General features: G+C 49.1%; 17 protein-coding genes. 11 read left to right on the top strand and 6 right to left on the bottom strand.

What is annotated here, in order from left to right:
• Positions 1-9: 9 nt before the first annotated feature.
• Positions 10-954, bottom strand: coding sequence for a VOC family protein (locus HC229_RS16605; protein WP_332871642.1), 945 nt, complete (start codon positions 952-954; stop codon positions 10-12).
• Positions 954-2366, bottom strand: coding sequence for a glycoside hydrolase family 30 protein (locus HC229_RS10090; protein WP_191020358.1), 1413 nt, complete (start codon positions 2364-2366; stop codon positions 954-956). The genes HC229_RS16605 and HC229_RS10090 overlap by 1 nt, the downstream gene beginning before the upstream one ends.
• A 514-nt stretch (positions 2367-2880) precedes the next feature.
• Between HC229_RS10090 and tgt the strand changes: the two genes are divergently transcribed.
• The 3 genes from tgt to HC229_RS10075 are packed head-to-tail and all read left to right on the top strand — an operon-like array spanning position 2881 to position 6031.
• Positions 2881-4011 carry a tRNA guanosine(34) transglycosylase Tgt gene (gene tgt, locus HC229_RS10085; RefSeq protein WP_191020357.1) on the top strand — a complete coding sequence of 377 codons (1131 nt, stop codon included), beginning with the start codon at positions 2881-2883 and terminating at the stop codon, positions 4009-4011.
• 51 nt (positions 4012-4062) lie between these two features.
• Positions 4063-5148: an LptF/LptG family permease gene (locus tag HC229_RS10080; RefSeq protein WP_191020356.1), complete on the top strand. Its 1086-nt coding sequence runs from the start codon at positions 4063-4065 to the stop codon at positions 5146-5148.
• Positions 5135-6031, top strand: coding sequence for a DMT family transporter (locus HC229_RS10075; protein ID WP_191020355.1), 897 nt, complete (start codon positions 5135-5137; stop codon positions 6029-6031). The genes HC229_RS10080 and HC229_RS10075 overlap by 14 nt, the downstream gene beginning before the upstream one ends.
• 158 nt (positions 6032-6189) lie before the next feature.
• Here the strand turns inward: HC229_RS10075 and HC229_RS10070 are convergent, their stop codons facing one another.
• Positions 6190-7104: an alpha/beta fold hydrolase gene (locus tag HC229_RS10070; protein WP_191020354.1), complete on the bottom strand. Its 915-nt coding sequence runs from the start codon at positions 7102-7104 to the stop codon at positions 6190-6192.
• 208 nt (positions 7105-7312) lie between these two features.
• On the opposite strand from HC229_RS10070, the gene HC229_RS10065 reads away from it, so the two are divergent.
• Positions 7313-8266, top strand: a complete 954-nt coding sequence (locus HC229_RS10065) for an acetyl-CoA carboxylase carboxyltransferase subunit alpha (protein ID WP_191020353.1) — start codon at positions 7313-7315, stop codon at positions 8264-8266.
• Positions 8267-8408: 142 nt separating this feature from the next.
• On the top strand, positions 8409-9956 hold the full coding sequence (gene dnaB, locus HC229_RS10060; protein WP_191020352.1) for a replicative DNA helicase: 1548 nt from the start codon (positions 8409-8411) through the stop codon (positions 9954-9956).
• 244 nt (positions 9957-10200) lie between these two features.
• On the opposite strand, the gene HC229_RS10055 is transcribed toward dnaB, so the two are convergent.
• Positions 10201-11898, bottom strand: a complete 1698-nt coding sequence (locus HC229_RS10055) for a sensor histidine kinase (protein WP_191020351.1) — start codon at positions 11896-11898, stop codon at positions 10201-10203.
• 115 nt (positions 11899-12013) lie between these two features.
• Between HC229_RS10055 and HC229_RS10050 the strand changes: the two genes are divergently transcribed.
• From HC229_RS10050 to HC229_RS10035, 4 genes are all read left to right on the top strand, one after another.
• A complete protein-coding gene (locus HC229_RS10050) occupies positions 12014-13276 on the top strand; it encodes an asparagine synthetase B (RefSeq protein WP_191020350.1) in 1263 nt (420 codons plus the stop codon).
• 113 nt (positions 13277-13389) lie between these two features.
• Positions 13390-13905, top strand: a complete 516-nt coding sequence (locus HC229_RS10045; protein WP_191020349.1) for a hypothetical protein — start codon at positions 13390-13392, stop codon at positions 13903-13905.
• Between the two features lie 196 nt (positions 13906-14101).
• Positions 14102-14953: a transketolase gene (locus HC229_RS10040; protein ID WP_191020348.1), complete on the top strand. Its 852-nt coding sequence runs from the start codon at positions 14102-14104 to the stop codon at positions 14951-14953.
• 73 nt (positions 14954-15026) lie between these two features.
• Entirely contained in the window at positions 15027-15980 is a 954-nt protein-coding gene (locus HC229_RS10035) for a transketolase family protein (protein ID WP_191020347.1), read from the top strand.
• Between the two features lie 69 nt (positions 15981-16049).
• Here the strand turns inward: HC229_RS10035 and HC229_RS10030 are convergent, their stop codons facing one another.
• Positions 16050-17234, bottom strand: a complete 1185-nt coding sequence (locus HC229_RS10030; RefSeq protein ID WP_191020346.1) for an FKBP-type peptidyl-prolyl cis-trans isomerase — start codon at positions 17232-17234, stop codon at positions 16050-16052.
• 76 nt (positions 17235-17310) lie between these two features.
• Here HC229_RS10030 and HC229_RS10025 point away from each other — a divergent pair, with 76 nt between their 5' ends.
• Entirely contained in the window at positions 17311-17685 is a 375-nt protein-coding gene (locus HC229_RS10025) for an RNA-binding S4 domain-containing protein (RefSeq protein ID WP_191020345.1), read from the top strand.
• Positions 17686-17801: 116 nt separating this feature from the next.
• The gene (locus HC229_RS10020; RefSeq protein WP_191020344.1) at positions 17802-18299 is read left to right on the top strand and encodes a phosphoribosyltransferase family protein; all 498 of its coding nucleotides are present in this window, start codon (positions 17802-17804) and stop codon (positions 18297-18299) included.
• Here HC229_RS10020 and HC229_RS10015 read toward each other — a convergent pair.
• Positions 18291-18809, bottom strand: a complete 519-nt coding sequence (locus tag HC229_RS10015) for a shikimate kinase (RefSeq protein ID WP_191020343.1) — start codon at positions 18807-18809, stop codon at positions 18291-18293. The genes HC229_RS10020 and HC229_RS10015 overlap by 9 nt on opposite strands.
• Positions 18810-18899 lie beyond the last annotated feature (90 nt).

Here is an 18899-nt window from a genome sequence, read left to right as displayed (position 1 = left end):
GAACCGGAACTATCTTGGCGGCCCGTGTGTTTCGGGTTCTCCTGAAAGTCGCGAAATACATTTTTCCCTGAGCTTCCAAACCGCTTCGAAATCAAGCGGAATTTTTTCGGATGCGATCCACGTCCGAATAAAGTCTTTGTGAATTTTGATCTTATAATCCGCGACCTGGTCAGGTTCGATGGGCATTTCGCAAAGAATGTCGGGCAATATCGCGCCTACGTCCGACTGCGGATCCGTAAAATCGAAGCGATGCCCGTCGATAACCAAGTAACAATGCGCTTCGGGAATGAATTCCAAACCCGATGCTTCAAGTGTGTCGCCAATTCCTATTGTATTGACGCGATTCATTTTGTAAATCCCGAGCATCAACCCGACGTTTATCCTATTTTCGTTGGCGATCGATTTGAGCAACGCATGTTTGGAACTGCAGCTTCCCTTGCCTTCAGATAACACCAAGCCAAACTCATAACGGTTTTCATTTCTGCCATACGGAAGTTTCCGGACGTGCTCCACAACCGAGTTCCAATCGTGCAAACCAAGTGATGTGGCCATTTTGGAAAATTTCCCGTCCGATGTCAGCAATGGGGAGCGCAACGCCAGCGCAACCAAAAAACCTTCCGGATCGGGCAAAACCGTCGCGTTCGCGTTCCAATACGGATTTTTCGCCTGTACAGGAAGCACGCCGTCGCCCAACGCACGTTTTACGATCGCGTCGATTTCAGACTGCGTATCGAAATAAAACGCAAACAGGTCGTCTTCATCCGAAATATGTTTGGGTGCCTCGTCCGATATGGTAAACTCCAATTCCCAATCTGAGTCTGGCCATCCCAAAAAAACTCCGCTATAGGCGCCGTGCTGCTTGAATTGGCCCAAAACGCGAAGCCCGATGACTTCGGTGTAAAAACCGAGCATCGGGCTTAAATTTTTGGCATGTCGGGCGACGCGCAACCGCATCAGAAGATGTAGGTAATGACCTCGCCTGCCCCAAGTTTTCCTACAAAACTCATCGCATTGTGGTTGACCGAAAACTTTTTGGATTCTTTTGATGTGTTGACCACAACCAGGACGACTTTTCCGTCAGGTGTTAAAAATCCTACGTTGGGAAGGCCTTCGACTGCCGACGTCTTGATGCGCTTCGATCCCGGCCGTACGAATTTGGATGCGTGTGCCATGTGATAATACGCGACGTTTTTGACGTACTTCGACCCTGCTATCGTAACGGCGCCCATGCAGCTTGTACAACCGCCGCGATCGGTGTGGGGATCGTAATTCGGGTCTGACGCCAGATTCCATTGCAACACGGTTTTCGCCCAGTTTTGGGTAGCGCCGACCAACAGGTGTTCAACGTTCCATTTGAGGTCGTTGGGGAAATCGCCGGGACCGCCCGTCCATTGCTCGGTAAAATAAATATGCTTGTCCGGATGGGCATCGTGTACTTTGCTCATCGCATCGATCGTGCCTCCGTAAAGATGGAAAGCGGACCCGTCGACGAATTTCTTGGCTTGGGGATCGTTGAGGATTTCAATCGGATATTCCGGTTTGTCGCAATTGTGGTCGTAGACGATGATTTTGGTCTTGATCGCCGCTTTTTGGAATGCCGGACCCAGGAAATCGCGAACGAATACCGCCTGGTCTCTGGCTTCCATGTACATGCTCGGATTGTTGCCGGGATGCAGCGGTTCGTTTTGGATCGTGACGGCGTCGATGATGATGCCCTCAGCTTTCATGCCTTGGATATATTTCACGAAATAATCCGCGTAAGCGCCGTACCATTCCTTTTTTAGGCTACCGCCGCGGGTGTCGCCATTGTCTTTCATCCAGACGGGTGCCGACCAAGGCGAACCCATGATCTTGATTTTCGGATTGATCGCCAGGATCTTTTTGAGGATCGGGATCAAACCTGTTCGCTTGTCGTGTTCGAGGCTGAACTTTTCGAGCTTCGGATCGGTTTGTCCTGCCGGAAGATCGTTATACGAAAAAACGCGGTCGTCGAGATCTGAAGCACCTATGCTCAGGCGCAGGTAGCTGATGCCGATCGCATTGCCATCTGTAGAAAAAAGGTCTTTTAGGATCTCTGCCTGGTATTCGGGCTCCATGGCGGTAAGCAATTGGGCGCTGCCGCCGGTAAGGCAATAGCCAAACCCGTCTATTTCCTGGTATTTCTGGCTGGCGTCTATCGTAATACCGTTGCGGTTGCCCATGCCTGAGGCCGCGACGAAATTAAAATCCGGCTGCTTCTGGAACAATACGGATTTGTCGCCTTTGGTAAGCCAGGAGGTTACGTTCGATTGCTGTTTTTTTTGTGCCTGCGTCATAGCCGAACATAGCACGAACGCCGCAATTGTCGTTGTTTTTACAAAATTCATGTCTGGTTTTTTTGATTTCGGGATTCGCAATTCCCATTTTTCGAAGTTACGCATTTGGAGGCATTTGGAGGCATTTTTTTTTCGAAGCCCGTCGCACTGCGTCACCGCCAAAAAAAATCCCGTTGATGAGACGGGATAAAACTTTGCGATTGGTGAGTGATTGGATTGATTGATGACTTCGATTGGCTGATTTTTTTCCGCTGCGTTCCAAAAAGGTCGGCTGCGCTTGATGATTGTTCTTTAAAGAAGATCGGCTTTGCGATTTGTTACAGTGTTTTTGAAAAATTTCCAACTTTAACTTTTAAATGCGTGTAGGAGACATAAATGCTGCCGTTAGGAGCGGCTTTGATTTTTATGCCGGTCCCGTTGATCCCAAATGGATGCTGTCCCATCAACTCCGGTTGAAAATCAATGTCGCACGTCGCCGGACGTGAAAGTGGTGATTGTTAAATAAAACTTGAATTCGCCGATGCCGAAATCCCAAAAAACTATATTTGCGCGACAATTGCCTGACATGACATTCGACCTTATACAAAAAGACCCGCAAACCAAGGCGAGAGCGGGCAAAATCACAACAGATCACGGCGTCATCGAGACTCCTATTTTTATGCCCGTCGGCACGGTGGCGTCGGTGAAGGGCGTGCATCAGCGCGAGCTCAAGGAAGAGATCAATCCTGACATCATCCTCGGGAACACCTACCATCTATATTTGCGGCCCCAAACCCACATCCTTGAAAAAGCGGGTGGTTTGCACAAATTCATGGGTTGGGACAGAAATATCCTTACGGATTCCGGCGGCTACCAAGTCTATTCGTTATCTGCAAACCGGAAGATCAAGGAAGAAGGTGTAAAATTTAAGTCCCATATCGATGGTTCCTACCACGTTTTCACGCCTGAGAACGTCATGGAAATCCAACGCACGATAGGAGCCGACATCATTATGGCCTTTGACGAGTGTACGCCTTATCCTTGCGATTACCGTTACGCCCAACGTTCGATGCACATGACCCACCGCTGGCTCGACCGCTGCATCAGCCACCTGGGGAAAACGCCCGTGAAATACGGTTACGACCAGGCTTTTTTCCCAATCGTACAAGGAAGTACTTACAAAGACCTGCGCAGGCAGTCGGCGGAATATATTGCCAATTCGAACCAGGTCGGGAATGCCATCGGAGGACTTTCCGTGGGCGAGCCTGCCGAGGAAATGTACGCGATGACCGAGGTTGTCACCGAAATTCTTCCGGAAGACAAGCCGCGTTATCTGATGGGCGTCGGGACACCGATCAACATCCTGGAAAACATCGCGCTCGGCATCGACATGTTCGACTGCGTGATGCCGACGCGAAACGCCAGGAACGGCATGTTGTTTACGGCTCATGGAACCATCAACATCAAGAACCTCAAATGGGCCGACGATTTTTCCCCGATTGACGAGAACGGGACGACATTCGTGGATCGCGAATACACGAAAGCCTATCTGCGCCATCTTTTCGTCGCGGACGAATATTTAGGCAAACAAATCGCGACAATCCACAACCTCGGGTTTTACATGTGGTTGGTGCGTGAAGCCAGAAAACATATATTAGCGGGAGATTTCAGGCAGTGGAAGGAAATGATGGTGAAGCAGATGGATAAACGTTTGTGATTTGCCACCTGATTTTGTTCGTTTAGCTTACGTCTTAAGACATACCCAGTTATGAAAATCATCGACCTCTACATCCTCAAACGCTATCTCGCCACGTTCTCGGTGATGTTGCTGATGTTCATCCCGATCGGGATCGTGATCGACGTTTCCGAAAAGGTCAACAAGATGATAGAAAACAAGATCCCATTCGTGGAGATCGCGTTGTATTACCTGAATTTTACGATCTATTTCGCGAATTTGCTGTTTCCGATATTCCTCTTTCTATCGGTAATCTGGTTCACGTCCAAACTTGCCAACAATACAGAGATCATCGCCATCCTGAGTTCCGGGATTTCGTTCACGCGTTTTTTACGGCCTTATATTGTCGGTGCGACGATCGTTTCGCTTGTGGTTTTGCTGGCCGGATTTTTTATTGTCCCGAAAGCCAGCCAAGGTTTCAATGATTTCCGATACCAATATCTCAAAGGAGGCGGAAAGGAAAAGATGCGCAAAACTTCAGATGTCTTCCGCCAGATCAACGACGACGTGTTCATCCATGTGACCAATTACAACCAAAGCTCCAAAATGGGCTTTAATTTTACGCTCGAAAAATTCGACAAGCAAAAAAAATTGCAGTTCAAGATAACCGCAAGCCGCATCAAATTCAACGAAAAATCCAAGAAATACACGCTTTACAATTACACGCGACGCTCGGTCGGGCCTTTGAACGACAAGATCGTATCCGAGACCAAAAAAGACACGGTTTTTCCGTTCGAGCTCGAAGACCTCACGCCAACCGTTTACGTGGCCGAGACCTTGACGTTAGGCGAACTCAACGATTTTATCGAAAAGGAACGCAAGCGCGGGTCGGGCAATATCGACACCTATCTGGTCGTGCTGTACAAAAAATACAGTTTGCCGGTTTCCGCCTTTATCCTGACGATCATCGCCGTCTCCGTTTCGGCCATGAAGCGACGCGGCGGAATGGGAATGAACCTCGCCATCGGGATCGGGATCGCGTTCACGTTCGTCTTTTTCGACAAGATCTTCGGGACATTGGCCGAAAAGTCGAGCATTCCGCCGTTTCTGGCCGTCTGGCTCCCGAATGCCCTTTTCGGTATCTTAGCCGTTTATTTGTTGCGCAATGCCAAACGGTAAACTAAAAAGCTATCTCCTCTTACACCTCATCGTTTTCATTTGGGGATTCACGGGCGTGCTCGGCGGCCTCATTTCGATCAACGGGACGCAGCTCGTGTGGTATCGCATGTTGCTGGCATCGGGATTTTTGTTCGCATGGCTCGCATTGACCAAAACCTCGATGAAGCTGCCGCGCAAAGTCCTGCTGAAACTTACTTTCGTCGGGTTGCTCATCGCCATCCACTGGATTTTGTTTTTCACCGCGATAAAGGTTTCCAACGTTTCAATTACGCTGGCGATGTTTTCCATGGGCGCGTTTTTCGCCGCCGTTTTCGAGCCGCTGTTTTACAATAGAAAGATGCTGTGGTACGAAATTCTGTTCGGACTCGTCATCATCGGGGCATTAAGCCTGATCCTCAACGTGGAATTCCAGCACTTCAACGGAATGGTACTCGCGCTGATCTCGGTGTTTTTCGGTGTGATGTTCACGCTCATCAACGGAAAGCTCACGCTCGAATACGACCCGAAAGTCATCACATTGTATGAGTTCCTGACCGGGTTCGGGTTCGTGGCGATTTACCTGTTGCTTACCGGAGGCTACTCGGCTGAATTCTTTGTCCTGTCGGGATACGATTGGGCACTGATCCTGCTGCTCGCCTCGGTTTGCACAGCTTATGCCTTTACGGCTTCGGTCGAGGTAATGCGCCGGCTTACACCTTACACGGTCATGCTTACGACGAACCTCGAGCCGGTTTACGGCATCGTGCTCGCGTGGTTCCTCATTGGGGAGAACGAGCGCATGAGCACCGGATTTTATTTCGGGGCCGCCGTGATCATTGGCGTGGTCGTACTCAATTCGATTGTCAAGAACAGGTCCGACAACAAAAAACAGCTTGATTCCTAGGCCGTTGCCTTCGGCCAGGCTGTCCGCTTCCAGCTTTTTAGCCAAACGCGGTTTTTGAGCTATTTCGCATCGCTTCCGCCGGTCGCGTGCCAAAAAGCCAAAAATCCAGCGTTTGCCGGCAAAAGGCTGACCGCTTCCATCCTTAACGGAAGCGGGAACTAGAGATTGTTGTCCAAAAAAGCCATCACGGCCCCAAAGAATTCTTCGGGCTGCTCCACAGACGGCATATGCCCGCATTTGTTGATCCCGTGTATCTGCGCGTGCGGGATCGCCTTCTCAAACATACCCACGGTAATCGAGCCCACCGGATCCTGCCATCCGAAAATCACCAAAGCCGGATTCTTGTATTTTTGGGCAAGTGATTTCGATACGTTGAATTTACGATCCAGAAGATCGTCCCACATCAAATCGCCCATTTCTTCCGAATAGCTGCCATGACCGGCCTGTTCGAGCACTTTCTCGAGTTTGGACTGGTCAAACGTGAACGACTTCCAAGCCAGTCGTTTCCTGAAGGCGGCCGCTCTTTCAGGTTCGCGTTTGGCGTTTTTGGGATCGCGCCAATATTGTATTTCCGTCGAATCCGAAAGCTGTCGTCTTGCGCGGATATTTTGGCTTACCACTGGAGAAAACGCCATGTCGATCTCGCCCGCCCCGATCAGGATCAGGCTTTGGACGCGATCCGGATACTTGTCCGCGTAAGCGCTCGCAAGCATGGCGCCCCAGGAATGCCCGGAAATCGCAATTTTGTCCTGTTTGAGCTTTTGGCGCAACAGGTCGATGTCTTCGATCGCGACGTCAAGGTTGATCGTCTTTTTATTCATGGGTTTCGTCCAGGATTTTCCCGTTCCCCTTTGGTCGAAAAGCACGGCTTGGTGTTTCTTGCCGATTTCCCTGGCGAGGTCGTCCTCCTGTCCGGAAGCGACGCCCGGGCCTCCGCTGAGGATGATCACGGGTTTTCCTTTCCCATACGTATAATAATGTAAGACGGCGTCCTTGAGTACGATGGAATCGTGTGTTTGGGCATGGGCAACCGCAACGAAAAAGAAGCTTGCTACAAACAGTAAATATTTCATGACGAGGAGTTTGCATCAAATATAGCGGAAAAATTGTTCAGTCGTGATGCGTTAGGTCTGTGTGCGTGCGCCTGCCAAACCTCAAAGGTTTTGAGAACCGCTGAGGTTTCCCAACTCGATTTCAAAATCAACAAATCGGCAAATCGACAAATCAACAATCAAAGAATCTCCCTATCTTTGCGGTTCAACTAAACTAAAATCCCTTCAGATGGAATATTTAGATTTTGAGCTTCCTATAAAGGAGCTTGAAGACCAGCTTGACAAATGCCAGATCATCGGACAGGAATCGAACGTAGACGTGACCGACACCTGCAAGCAAATCGAAAAGAAGCTAGAAGAAACCAAAAAGAAGATATACAAAAACCTTACGGCCTGGCAACGTGTCCAGCTATCGCGCCATCCTAACCGTCCGTACACGATGGATTATGTGCGCGCCCTTTGCGGGGAAACCTTCCTCGAACTGTTCGGCGACCGCGCGTTTAAGGACGATAAGGCGATGATTGGCGGTCTTGGCAAGATCGGCGGTCAATCGTTCATGATCATCGGACAGCAAAAAGGATACAACACCAAAACGCGCCAATACCGCAATTTCGGCATGGCGAATCCCGAAGGCTACCGAAAGGCGCTGCGGCTGATGAAAATGGCCGAGAAATTTGGGATTCCCGTAGTTTCGTTCATCGACACGCCGGGAGCCTATCCAGGACTGGAAGCCGAAGAACGCGGACAAGGTGAAGCCATCGCGCGCAACATTCTCGAAATGATCCGTCTCAAAGTTCCCGTAATCGCGGTGATCGTCGGTGAAGGAGCTTCGGGTGGAGCACTCGGAATTGGCGTCGGCGACAAAGTGTACATGATGGAAAACACCTGGTATTCGGTTATATCGCCGGAATCCTGTTCGTCCATCCTTTGGAAAAGCTGGGATTATAAAGAACAGGCTGCCGAAGCGTTGAAACTGACCTCGACGGACATGAAAAAACAAAAACTCGTCGACGACGTGATCCCGGAGCCACTCGGAGGCGCTCATTTCGACCGCGAAACGGCATTCCGGAATGTAGAGCAATACATCCTCAAAGGTTTTAACGAGCTCAAGGATTTATCAACAGACAAGTTGGTAACCAGAAGAATGGACAAATACAGCAAAATGGGCGAATTCAAGGAATAATCGATTCCAAATCGATAATGAATCCGAAGCCCTGTGGTTTCGGATTTTTTTTGCTTTATAAACACTAGAAACACAGGTTATCAACATTCGTATCGGTAAAACTCCGGTTACGATTTTTTTAAAATTAGTTTACTTTCGCTTGATGGAAAATTTCAGGAGTATAAGTCCCGTAAAGGTGGACAAATCGGCCATAATAAGTCTTGAGAAAGGCAAGCTGCCGCCTCAGGCAACGGAACTTGAGGAAGCGGTTTTGGGCGCTATGATGATCGACAAGAAAGGTGTTGACGAGGTGATCGACATCCTCGCTGCCGACGCTTTCTACAAAGATGCCCACAAACACATCTTCGAGGCGATTTTCCAGTTGTTTACGGATTCCCAACCGATCGACCTGCTCACGGTTTCCGCCCAGCTAAAAAAAAGCGGAAAACTCGATCTCGCCGGCGGGGATTTCTACCTGATCCAGCTTACGCAGAAGATTTCGTCTTCGGCCCACATCGAATTCCACTCGCGTATCATTCTCCAAAAGTTCATCCAGCGCAGCCTGATCCGGATTTCGGCCGAGCTCATTGAGGAATGTTACGATGAGACCACCGACGTTTTCGATCTGCTCGACAAAGCCGAATCCCGATTATACGAGGTCACCCAGGGAAACATCAAGCGCTCGTCCGAAACGGCGCAAAGCTTGGTGTTACAAGCTAAAAAGCGCATTGAAGAGATTGCCGGACGCGAAGGACTTAGTGGTGTGGCGACAGGTTTCGAAAAGCTGGACGAGATCACATCGGGTTGGCAACCGAGTGACCTGATCATCATCGCGGCACGTCCGGGTATGGGTAAGACGGCATTCGTTTTGTCGATGGCGCGCAATATGGCCATCGACTTCAACCAGCCCGTCGCGTTGTTCTCGCTCGAGATGTCGTCGGTTCAGCTGATCACGCGTCTGATTTCATCCGAAACGGGATTGTCGTCCGAAAAGCTACGAACCGGAAAACTCGAAAAACACGAATGGGAACAGTTGTCGACAAAAGTAAAGGATCTTGAAAAAGCGCCGTTGTTCATAGACGACACGCCTTCCCTGTCCATATTCGATTTGCGCGCCAAGTGCCGACGGTTGTCCTCCCAATATGGAATCAAACTCATCATCGTCGATTACCTCCAGCTCATGACGGCAGGAGGATCTGGCAAAGGCGGTGGAAACCGCGAACAGGAAATCTCGACGATCTCGCGTAATCTCAAGGCACTTGCAAAGGAATTGAACGTTCCCGTTATCGCACTGTCGCAGTTGTCGCGTGCCGTCGAAACGCGTGGTTCGAGCAAGCGTCCGTTGTTGTCTGACCTTCGTGAATCGGGCGCGATCGAGCAGGATGCCGATATCGTGTCGTTCATTTACCGTCCTGAATACTACAAAATAGACGAATGGGATGACGACGAACACTCACCGACCGAAGGCCAGGCCGAGTTCATCATCGCCAAGCACCGTAACGGTTCGCTTGAAAACATCCGACTCAAGTTCATCGGACACCTCGGTAAATTTGACAACCTGGAAAATTACGGTGGAGGCGTTTTCGACGATCTTCCATCCAAAATGAACCATGACGACATGCCGTTTTCGCCTCGTTCGCTACCGTCGCCGAATGAAGCTTTCGGCAGCAGCGCAAACAATTTCGACGACGACAGCGACGTTCCGTTCTAACGGTTCATCATCGCCAAGCACCGCAACGGTTCGCTTGAAAACATCCGGCTCAAGTTCATCGGACACCTCGGTAAATTCGATAATCTTAGAAAATTACGGTGGAGGCGTTTTCGACGATCTTCCATCCACTTACCAATTCGCTAATTCGCTAATTGACTAATCGACTAATTGACTAACTCGCTAATTGACTAATTCGCTAATTCGCTAATTCGCTAATTGACTAATTCGCTAATTGCCCAATCGACTAAGCACTTCTCTCAAAAGCCGTGGGAATGTGGAAATAAACCGCGGCTCCTCTCTCAGGATTGTTCCTCGCAGCAATCTTTCCGCCTGCCTGACGGATGAGCTCGGCAGTGATCTGTAGCCCGATGCCGTAACCGCTTTCCAGGTTCGTTCCCTTACCAGAGGCGACGCTGTTCGCGAACAATTTTTCCAGTGTGTCGGATTGAATCCCGACGCCTTCGTCCCTTACGAACAAGCAGTCCTTGACCGGATCATAACCCAACGTGACGCGCCCATTGTCAAAACTGTATTTGATGGCATTGTTGACGAGATTGCGGTACACGATACGCAATTTATCGGGTTGGATATTGAGGTTGAGCGTGTCCGGAATGTGGTTTTCGATCAGCAGCTTTTTTTCGGCGGCGACCGTTTTTAGCTGACCGATGATCTCGTCCGAAACCAGCAACGGAGATGCGCTTTCGGCTTCTTCCCCTGTTCGGTTTCCAAACTCGGATTTTGCCCAGTTGAGCAAATTCTCAAGCACAAGATTGGCCTGGGAAGTTTGTTTCCCGATTGCGGTGGCGACATCCTTGAACGTCTCGGCGTCGAGATGGCCGTCTTCGACAAGCGCGATGATTCCCTGGAGATTGTGGAGCGGCCCTTTAAAATCGTGTGAAACCACCGAAAAAATCTTGCGGTTCAACAAGTTAAGACGGTCGACCTCGTTCTTTTGCCGCGAGATGACACGGTTTTTTTGCTTGAGCCGATGCACGGTAAGCACCGAAAGAATGAGCAACAATGCTGAAACCACTACGATCCAGGAAAGCAAATTGCTGCGGCTTTCCTGCGCCTTTGCCTCTATCTTGGACAATTCACTCTCCTGCTTACTGACCAATGCATTGTGACGGGCTTCGATGACCTCGGCATTCTGTCGCTGTAAGTCGAGATTCTTGACCTGGTTGAGACTGTCGCGACGATTCACATAACCGAGCATTTTGGAGGCGTTGTTCTGAAGCTTGTAAATATCGATAAGCTTGGAATAAGCCGCCAATACGTAATTCGATACGGAGCAACTGTCGGCCATGCTCTGCGCTTCGAGCGCATATTTTTCCGCTTTTCCGAGATTGTCCCTTTTAGCCTCAAGGTCTGCCAGCTTGAGCAATTGCAGCGGGATTTCACATTCCGATCCTTGCAGCCTGAACATCCGGTTGGCCTCGAGCAATGTCTTTTCGGCATCTTCGAAGCGATTGTTGTGCAGGTAGTAATATCCGATTATCGGCAAATTCGACAACCTGGTGTTGAACAGCCGCCTGGGATCGCTGTGTTTTTCGGCCATCTTGGTGGAATTCGTCGCGTACCAGTAAGCGGAATCGTATTGCTTTTTTTCATAAAAGATATTTGCGATCACATGGTAGGCCAACGCCCGCGCGCGACCTCCAGTGACTTCGTCGGTAAACGTTATGGCCAGGGCTTTGCGCGCATATTTCATGCCTTCATCCTGCGAAACCAATATGCGCTTGATGTCGCTGAGAAAGACGTAAAGCACCATTTGTTGCCGCTTGTCGCATTTGGGATTTTTGAGCAGCGCGTAAATCGCGGCTTGTGCCTCGTTGTATTTGTTGTCGTAAATAAGCTGCTGTATCCGATTGTTGGTGGCAACGAAATCGGACGTTTGTGCACGGAGTTGCGCGACGGCTAACAGGCCGAAGCACAGTATCATAAAACGTCTCATCAGATTTGGGGTCGATGTTTGCGGCTGCATAATTAGCGAATTTTTAAATTGTAGCGAACTATTTTTCAAGGATTAACGTTTATCTTTACCCAAAATGGATACAATGTTTTTGAGGAAGCTTATCGCACTTGTTTTTCTGACCTTTTCCACGGTTGCCAACGCGAACTTCATCCTGCTTCCGATGGATGAGACCACACAGCAAAATCACCTGAAAGCTTACGGCATAACCTATTGGGCGCTCGACAAGCAGTTCAAGGCGAGTTGGTTGCTCAATTATCGCGGCGGTTCGTTTCTATTGCCGGACGCCCCGGAAATCCGTAAAGAATGCCAGATTCGCGGCGTCAGTTTCGAAATACTTTCCGATTCCCAGGCCAATTCGATACTCGACGAAATTTCAAGCCCTTCCCAGAACATGGAAACCGTCGTGCTTGAGAAAGCGCCGAAAATCGCGGTTTACACACCCAAGGGCAAGCAACCGTGGGACGACGCGGTGACGTTGGTGCTTAAATTTGCGGAAATTCCGTACGTTGAAGTCTATGACGAAGAAGTGATGTCCGACCAGCTATTGCTTTACGACTGGCTTCACCTGCACCACGAAGATTTTACCGGACAATACGGAAAATTCTACGGCATGTACCGCAACGCGCCTTGGTATATCGAAGAAAAGCGCAATGCGGAAGCGCTCGCCAAAAAGCTTGGCTTTGAGAAAGTGTCTCAGGAAAAGCTTGCCGTCGCCAAGAAAGTAAGGGATTTTGTAATCGGTGGCGGGTTTATGTTCGCCATGTGTTCGGCAACCGACAGTTTCGACATCGCCCTTTCGGCGGAAGGCGTCGACATTTGCGAGGCCATGTTCGATGGAGACGCGAGCGAACCCAATTACCAATCCAAACTCGATTATTCCCGCAGTTTCGCCTTTAAGGATTTTACGCTCGAAAGGCGTCCGGAGCGCTATGAGTTTTCCGATATCGACATGACAGAAAAGCGCCGCATCCCGTTTGAGAAGGACTATTTTACTTTGATGGAATTTTCTGCCAAATGGGATGTCGTGCCCAGCATGCTTTGCCAAAACCACACCCAACTGGTCAAGGGTTTCATGGGCCAGAGCACGTCGTTTGAACGCAGTCTTGTAAAATCCAACATCCTTGTCCTGGGCGAAAACCAGGTCAATGGGGAAGCGCGCTATATCCACGGACAAAAAGGCAAGGGCATGTTCACGTTTTACGGCGGACACGATCCCGAGGACTACCAGCACCGCGTCGGAGACGAGCCAACCGTTCTAGACCTTCATCCCACTTCGCCCGGTTACCGCCTGATTCTCAACAACGTCTTGTTCCCTGCCGCGCGCAAGAAAAAGCAAAAAACCTGATTCACCTAACGTTACATTTCCATTTCCGCTGATGCAACCGCGATTTTTTCGCTGTTCACGATATAGAAATCCGCTGTGCCTTTTTTTGGCGCGGCTAACCAAAATACCTGATTATGACTGTCGAAATTTGCCCTTGCGAAGGCTTGAACCCGAAATGCGAAAAATGCTTTGGAAGTGGTTACATCGATTCCGGGTCAACTCCAAAATCGGCGCGCGATCAGGCAAAACCCAAGCCGGTTGAAAATGCAAAGGCGCGTGAATCCCTGCTTCCGGACGACATGGACGCGTTGTCGAGAAAAGAAATGGAAAATATCGCCATAAAACTCATAGACACGCTCGATGCGAAATCCAAGAAGCAAATGCAGCTGTTGAATTCGATTCCATTCAATACGACGACGTTCAGGATAGTGCTGAAAGACAAATTCAGGATGTTGCAGATCTTGGAAAGCGAAAAGAAGATCCTGAGAGCCGAACTAAGCGCGATCAACCAGGAAATCGCCTCAAAAAAGTACACCAGCCATTACAAATTCAGGCATTATCTGTCGGACAAGGAAATTGATGTGTCGTCCAACAGGCAACTCAAGGACTTGATCCGGGAATACAAAAAGCTAAAAAACAATGCCTCTTGATCCAAGATTGGGCGATTGACACTTGGCGTTTTGGATAATCTCTGCCCGGCAGCGATCGGAAAATAAACACAGCTGCAAAAATTTCACTTAAAACTTACTTCGACCGGACAGCTTTGGAGCTAATTTTTGGCTCGGACTTATCGGTTGCCTATCGCGAATTAGCCTATCTTTGGGTCAGTTTAATAAAACCAATTTAATGAAACGTAACACACAACAGTTAAACGCTTTAGCCGTCCAGGTTCGTCGCGACATCCTGCGTATGGTGCATGCGGTAAACTCGGGACATCCCGGCGGATCTTTAGGATGCACCGAATTTCTCGTCACGCTTTACCAAAACATCATGGATCGCAAGGAAGGTTTCGATATGGATGGTATCGGTGAGGATCTTTTTTTCCTGTCGAACGGACACATTTCACCTGTTTTCTACAGTGTTTTGGCTCGAAGCGGCTATTTTCCGGTTGAGGAACTCAAGACGTTCCGCCACATCAATTCCCGACTTCAGGGTCATCCGACAACTCACGAAGGCCTGCCCGGAGTTCGCGTCGCCTCAGGATCGTTGGGTCAGGGATTGTCTGTTGCCATTGGAGCCGCCCAAGCCAAAAAGCTCAACAACGACAATCATTTGATATTCAGCCTTCACGGTGACGGAGAGTTGCAGGAAGGCCAAAATTGGGAAGCGATCATGTATGCGGCGGCCAAAAAGGTTGACAATCTTATCGCAACAGTAGACCTGAACAGGCAGCAAATAGACGGGCCTACAGACGAAGTGCTGAACATGGGCAGCCTCAGTGCCAAATTCATCGCTTTCGGATGGGAGGTAGTCGAGATCGCAGCCGGAAACAATGTCGAAGCGATTATAGCAGGGCTTACCGACGCAAAATCCAGGACGGGACAAGGAAAGCCGATTTGCGTTCTGCTGCACACCGAAATGGGACACGGCGTCGATTTTATGATGCACACTCACGCCTGGCACGGGAAAGCGCCTAACGATGCCCAATTGGAGACCGCTTTGTTGCAAAACTACAGCGAAGACGAATCTGACTATTAAAATTGGATTGTCGGGTACGCGCTTGGTTACTTCCATTCCCCTATACGACAATTTGCTAATTTGCTTATCAAACATGAAAAAATACGAAAATACAGGTAGTAAAGACACGCGTTCCGGATTCGGGGCCGGCCTTACCGAACTTGGCCAAACCAATGAAAATGTAGTTGCCCTTTGCGCCGACCTGATCGGGTCGCTCAAAATGGACGATTTCAAAAAGAACCATCCGGACCGCTTTTTCCAGATCGGGATAGCCGAGGCGAACATGATCGGGATTGCCGCTGGACTGACGATAGGCGGGAAAATTCCATTCACTGGAACTTTCGCGAACTTTTCTACAGGGCGCGTCTACGACCAGATTCGCCAATCGGTAGCTTATTCTAATAAGAACGTCAAGATTTGTGCGTCGCATGCGGGATTGACGCTGGGCGAAGACGGGGCAACCCACCAAATCCTCGAAGACATCGGATTGATGAAAATGCTTCCGGGCATGACCGTTATCAATACGTGCGACTATAATCAGACAAAAGCTGCTACAATGGCGATCGCTGAGCACCACGGCCCGGTTTACCTGCGTTTCGGACGTCCGGTCGTGCCCAATTTCACACCGGCTGACGAGAAGTTCGAAATCGGGAAAGCCATCTTGTTAAACGAAGGAACAGATGTCACCATCGTCGCCACGGGCCATCTGGTCTGGGAAGCGCTTTTGGCAGCCGAAGCTTTGGAAGCAAAAGGAATTTCGGCGGAAGTGATCAATATCCACACGATAAAACCGCTTGATGAAAATGCGATCCTAAATTCCTTGAAAAAGACAGGTTGCATCGTAACAGCAGAAGAACACAACATCCTTGGCGGACTTGGCGAAAGCGTTTCCCGCGTACTGGCCTTGAACAATCCGGCGCCCCAGGAATTCGTTGCGGTGTTCGACAGTTTCGGTGAATCCGGAACGCCTGATCAGTTGATGGAAAAGTACAAACTCAATGCGTCGGCGATAGTGTCCGCATCTGAAAAAGCGATTTCCCGAAAGTAATTTTCAGATAGTCACAAAATAAAAATCCCGTTCGGTTGGAACGGGATTTTTTTATGGAAACACTTTACGTCAATTGCAAGGCGCGGGTGTCTGGCCGGCCGATACCCATCTGTTCACTTTCGTGCAGTTGGGATCGAGGTAATTGCGCAGTCGGGTCGGCTCCGTGAAATCTTCGAATGAACCGGTCGCGTTACACTGGGAGTCAGTTGGGCCATTGAGGCATCTCGGCGCGCCAAGCCTGTCGTCGTAAGGCGTGTTGGGATCATCGACCGCAGCTCCGTTGAACTTGTAATAATATTTCGTGTAATCGTATACTCCGGGACTGATTTCAACCTGAGGCCTTCTGAGCTCTTCAATAGTCAAAACATTGTCGCCGTCGTCATCCTGGTCGAGGTAATTCGGCGCACCGTCCCCATCTATGTCGTCAGGACGCGGATCTCCCGTTCCATCCTCGTTGAGAATGATGTACATATAACCGTCATTGTCGAGGTCTTCCAGATAATTCGGAATGCCGTCTCCATCCGTATCGGTACGCGTAACACTATACAATTTGAATGTAAAGATCAACGGAGCATACGCTGGGATCGAACCCAATGCCTGGTTGTAGTATCCTAGTGCGGAAGGGATGAACATTACTCCTGCTCCAAAATTGCCATAAGTTGTCGGCTGGCCATCAATCTGAGTAGCATCGCCGCCTTTGAATTGCGGAAAAATTTCGCCCCAGCCTTTAATCGTTTGCTGAAGATCGAGATTGGCCTGAGGAAATGGGTTGGATTCGAACTCAAAATACTTTAGGGAATCGACCGGAGTTCCATCCACTACTGTAGAAAGATGGAAAAGGTATTTTCCTGTGTAGGACGCCAAAATTTCATCGGTATTCGTTGGGGATGGCTTGTCGTTCAACGCGCCTCCGCCTGTCCTCAACCTCAGGAAATACATTTTGTAGTCGATATCCTTATCCTGGTTGCGATACGTTTTTACCGTTCGGGTCTCCAACGAGTCACTGAACCATATGGCGCGTGGGTCTCCATCCTGCACGGCGTGAAAGGTCACGTCCTGGTCGTTTTGCTGGCCGGGATTGTTGATTACCGTATAACGATGGGTTTTTAGGAATTGCTCAATGTCGGCAAGATCCTTGGCATATTGATCGGTATAGTCGCGTGCTTTGGTTGGCCCGATGTCGTCATCGCGTCGGCAGTTCACAAGCATAAGTGCCAATGCCAACAGGGACATAAGAGCAAAATTCTTTTTCATATTTGCAGTTTTTTAAAGCCCGCAAGATACAATATTGATTTATTTTTGTGAGTACTTTAACGCCCTTTTTACAATTATGAGAATAGACAAATTCCTTTGGTGCGTGCGCTATTACAAGACGCGGAACATGGTTACCGAAGCGGCCAAGAAGAACCATATCACCGTTAACGGAAACGTGGCCAAGCCGTCTAAGGAAGTGTTCCCGGGCGACAAGATCACATTCCGGAAAGACCAGATCACGCATATCGTCTCCGTGCTCGACTTACCGCTGAGTCGTGTCGGGGCGAAACTTGTCGATATCTACCGCAAAGACGAGACACCGGCCGAATCTTTTGCCCACCTTGAAATGATACGGCTTTCCAAGGAACATTACCGCAAGACCGGAGAAGGACGTCCGACCAAAAAAGACCGGCGCGACCTGGATGATTACGGAAAAGACGCCGGGCAATAGTTTGTTAGAAGTTTGAAGTTTAAAGTTTAATGTTTGAAGTTTCGGGATTCGTCCATCGACTTCTGCTTTCGACTTTCGACTTATTACCGTAAATTGCCGCTGCAAAACAACACCTCATGCCTAAGAACGTCATCCTGAATTCGGAAGAGATCGAGCACAAAATCAAACGAATCGCCTATCAGATCTACGAAACGTTTATTGACGAAGAAGAAATCGTGATTGCCGGGATTGCCTCAAACGGCTTTGTATTCGCGCAGAAACTCGTCGATGCGCTCAACGAGGTTTCCGACCTCAGGACTTTGTTGTGTGAAGTCAAGATCGACAAAAATAACCCGGATTCGGCAATCAGGACGTCTTTGGCGCCCGACGAATATGCCAACAAAGGCCTGGTGTTGGTCGATGACGTCCTAAATTCCGGGACGACGCTGATTTACGGCGTCCGGCATTTTCTTGACGTCCCGCTCAAAAAGTTCAAAACTGCCGTCCTTGTAGATCGCAATCATAAAAAATATCCCGTCAAAGCAGATTTCAAAGGTATTTCACTTTCAACCGGACTGATGGAACACGTTAAGGTCGTGTTTAAGGAAAATGCGAATTCGGCTTATCTAAGTTAATTTTTGGAGGATTTCCCGGGCCACTTCCGCTACTGATTTGCCGTCAATTGCTATCGCATGAGAAGACTGGTTGTAATAATACGATCGGTCGAACAGGTTCTTGGCGATATGCTCTTTCATTTCGCCATTCGCTTTTCCCGCGATCAGCGGACGATTTTCGCTCTCGCCTTTTAGCCTTTCGAATAACGTTTCTACACAAGCCCGAAGGTAGAACGATACGACGTTTTCGCCGTTTAGCATCAGATGATTGTTCGCGTAGGCCGGAGTGCCTCCCCCGAGCGACAAGACAAAACTTTCGTGTGACTCCATTGCAGATTTGAACGCTTCGTGCTCAATCTTCCTGAAGTATAACTCCCCTTTTTGTTTGAAAAGTTGCGATATCGGCATTCCTGTCATTTGTTCGACAATATCATCCAGGTCGCGGAACGGCAGCCCAGTCATTTGGGCTATTTTTTTGCCGATCGTGGATTTGCCGGATCCCATGTATCCGCAAAGCAGCACTTTTTTCATTTGCCAAAACCCTTATAAATAGGGCGTTAAGAGTCTGTTTTAAAAAAAGGTAAATTTAAAATAAAATTCGATTTGAAAATTTAATTTTAA

Origin of the sequence: Flavobacterium selenitireducens (assembly GCF_014748335.1) — a bacterium.
Lineage (GTDB): Bacteria > Bacteroidota > Bacteroidia > Flavobacteriales > Flavobacteriaceae > Flavobacterium > Flavobacterium selenitireducens.
Note: the sequence above shows the minus strand (reverse complement) of the source record. Positions and strands in the feature narration are given on the sequence as shown.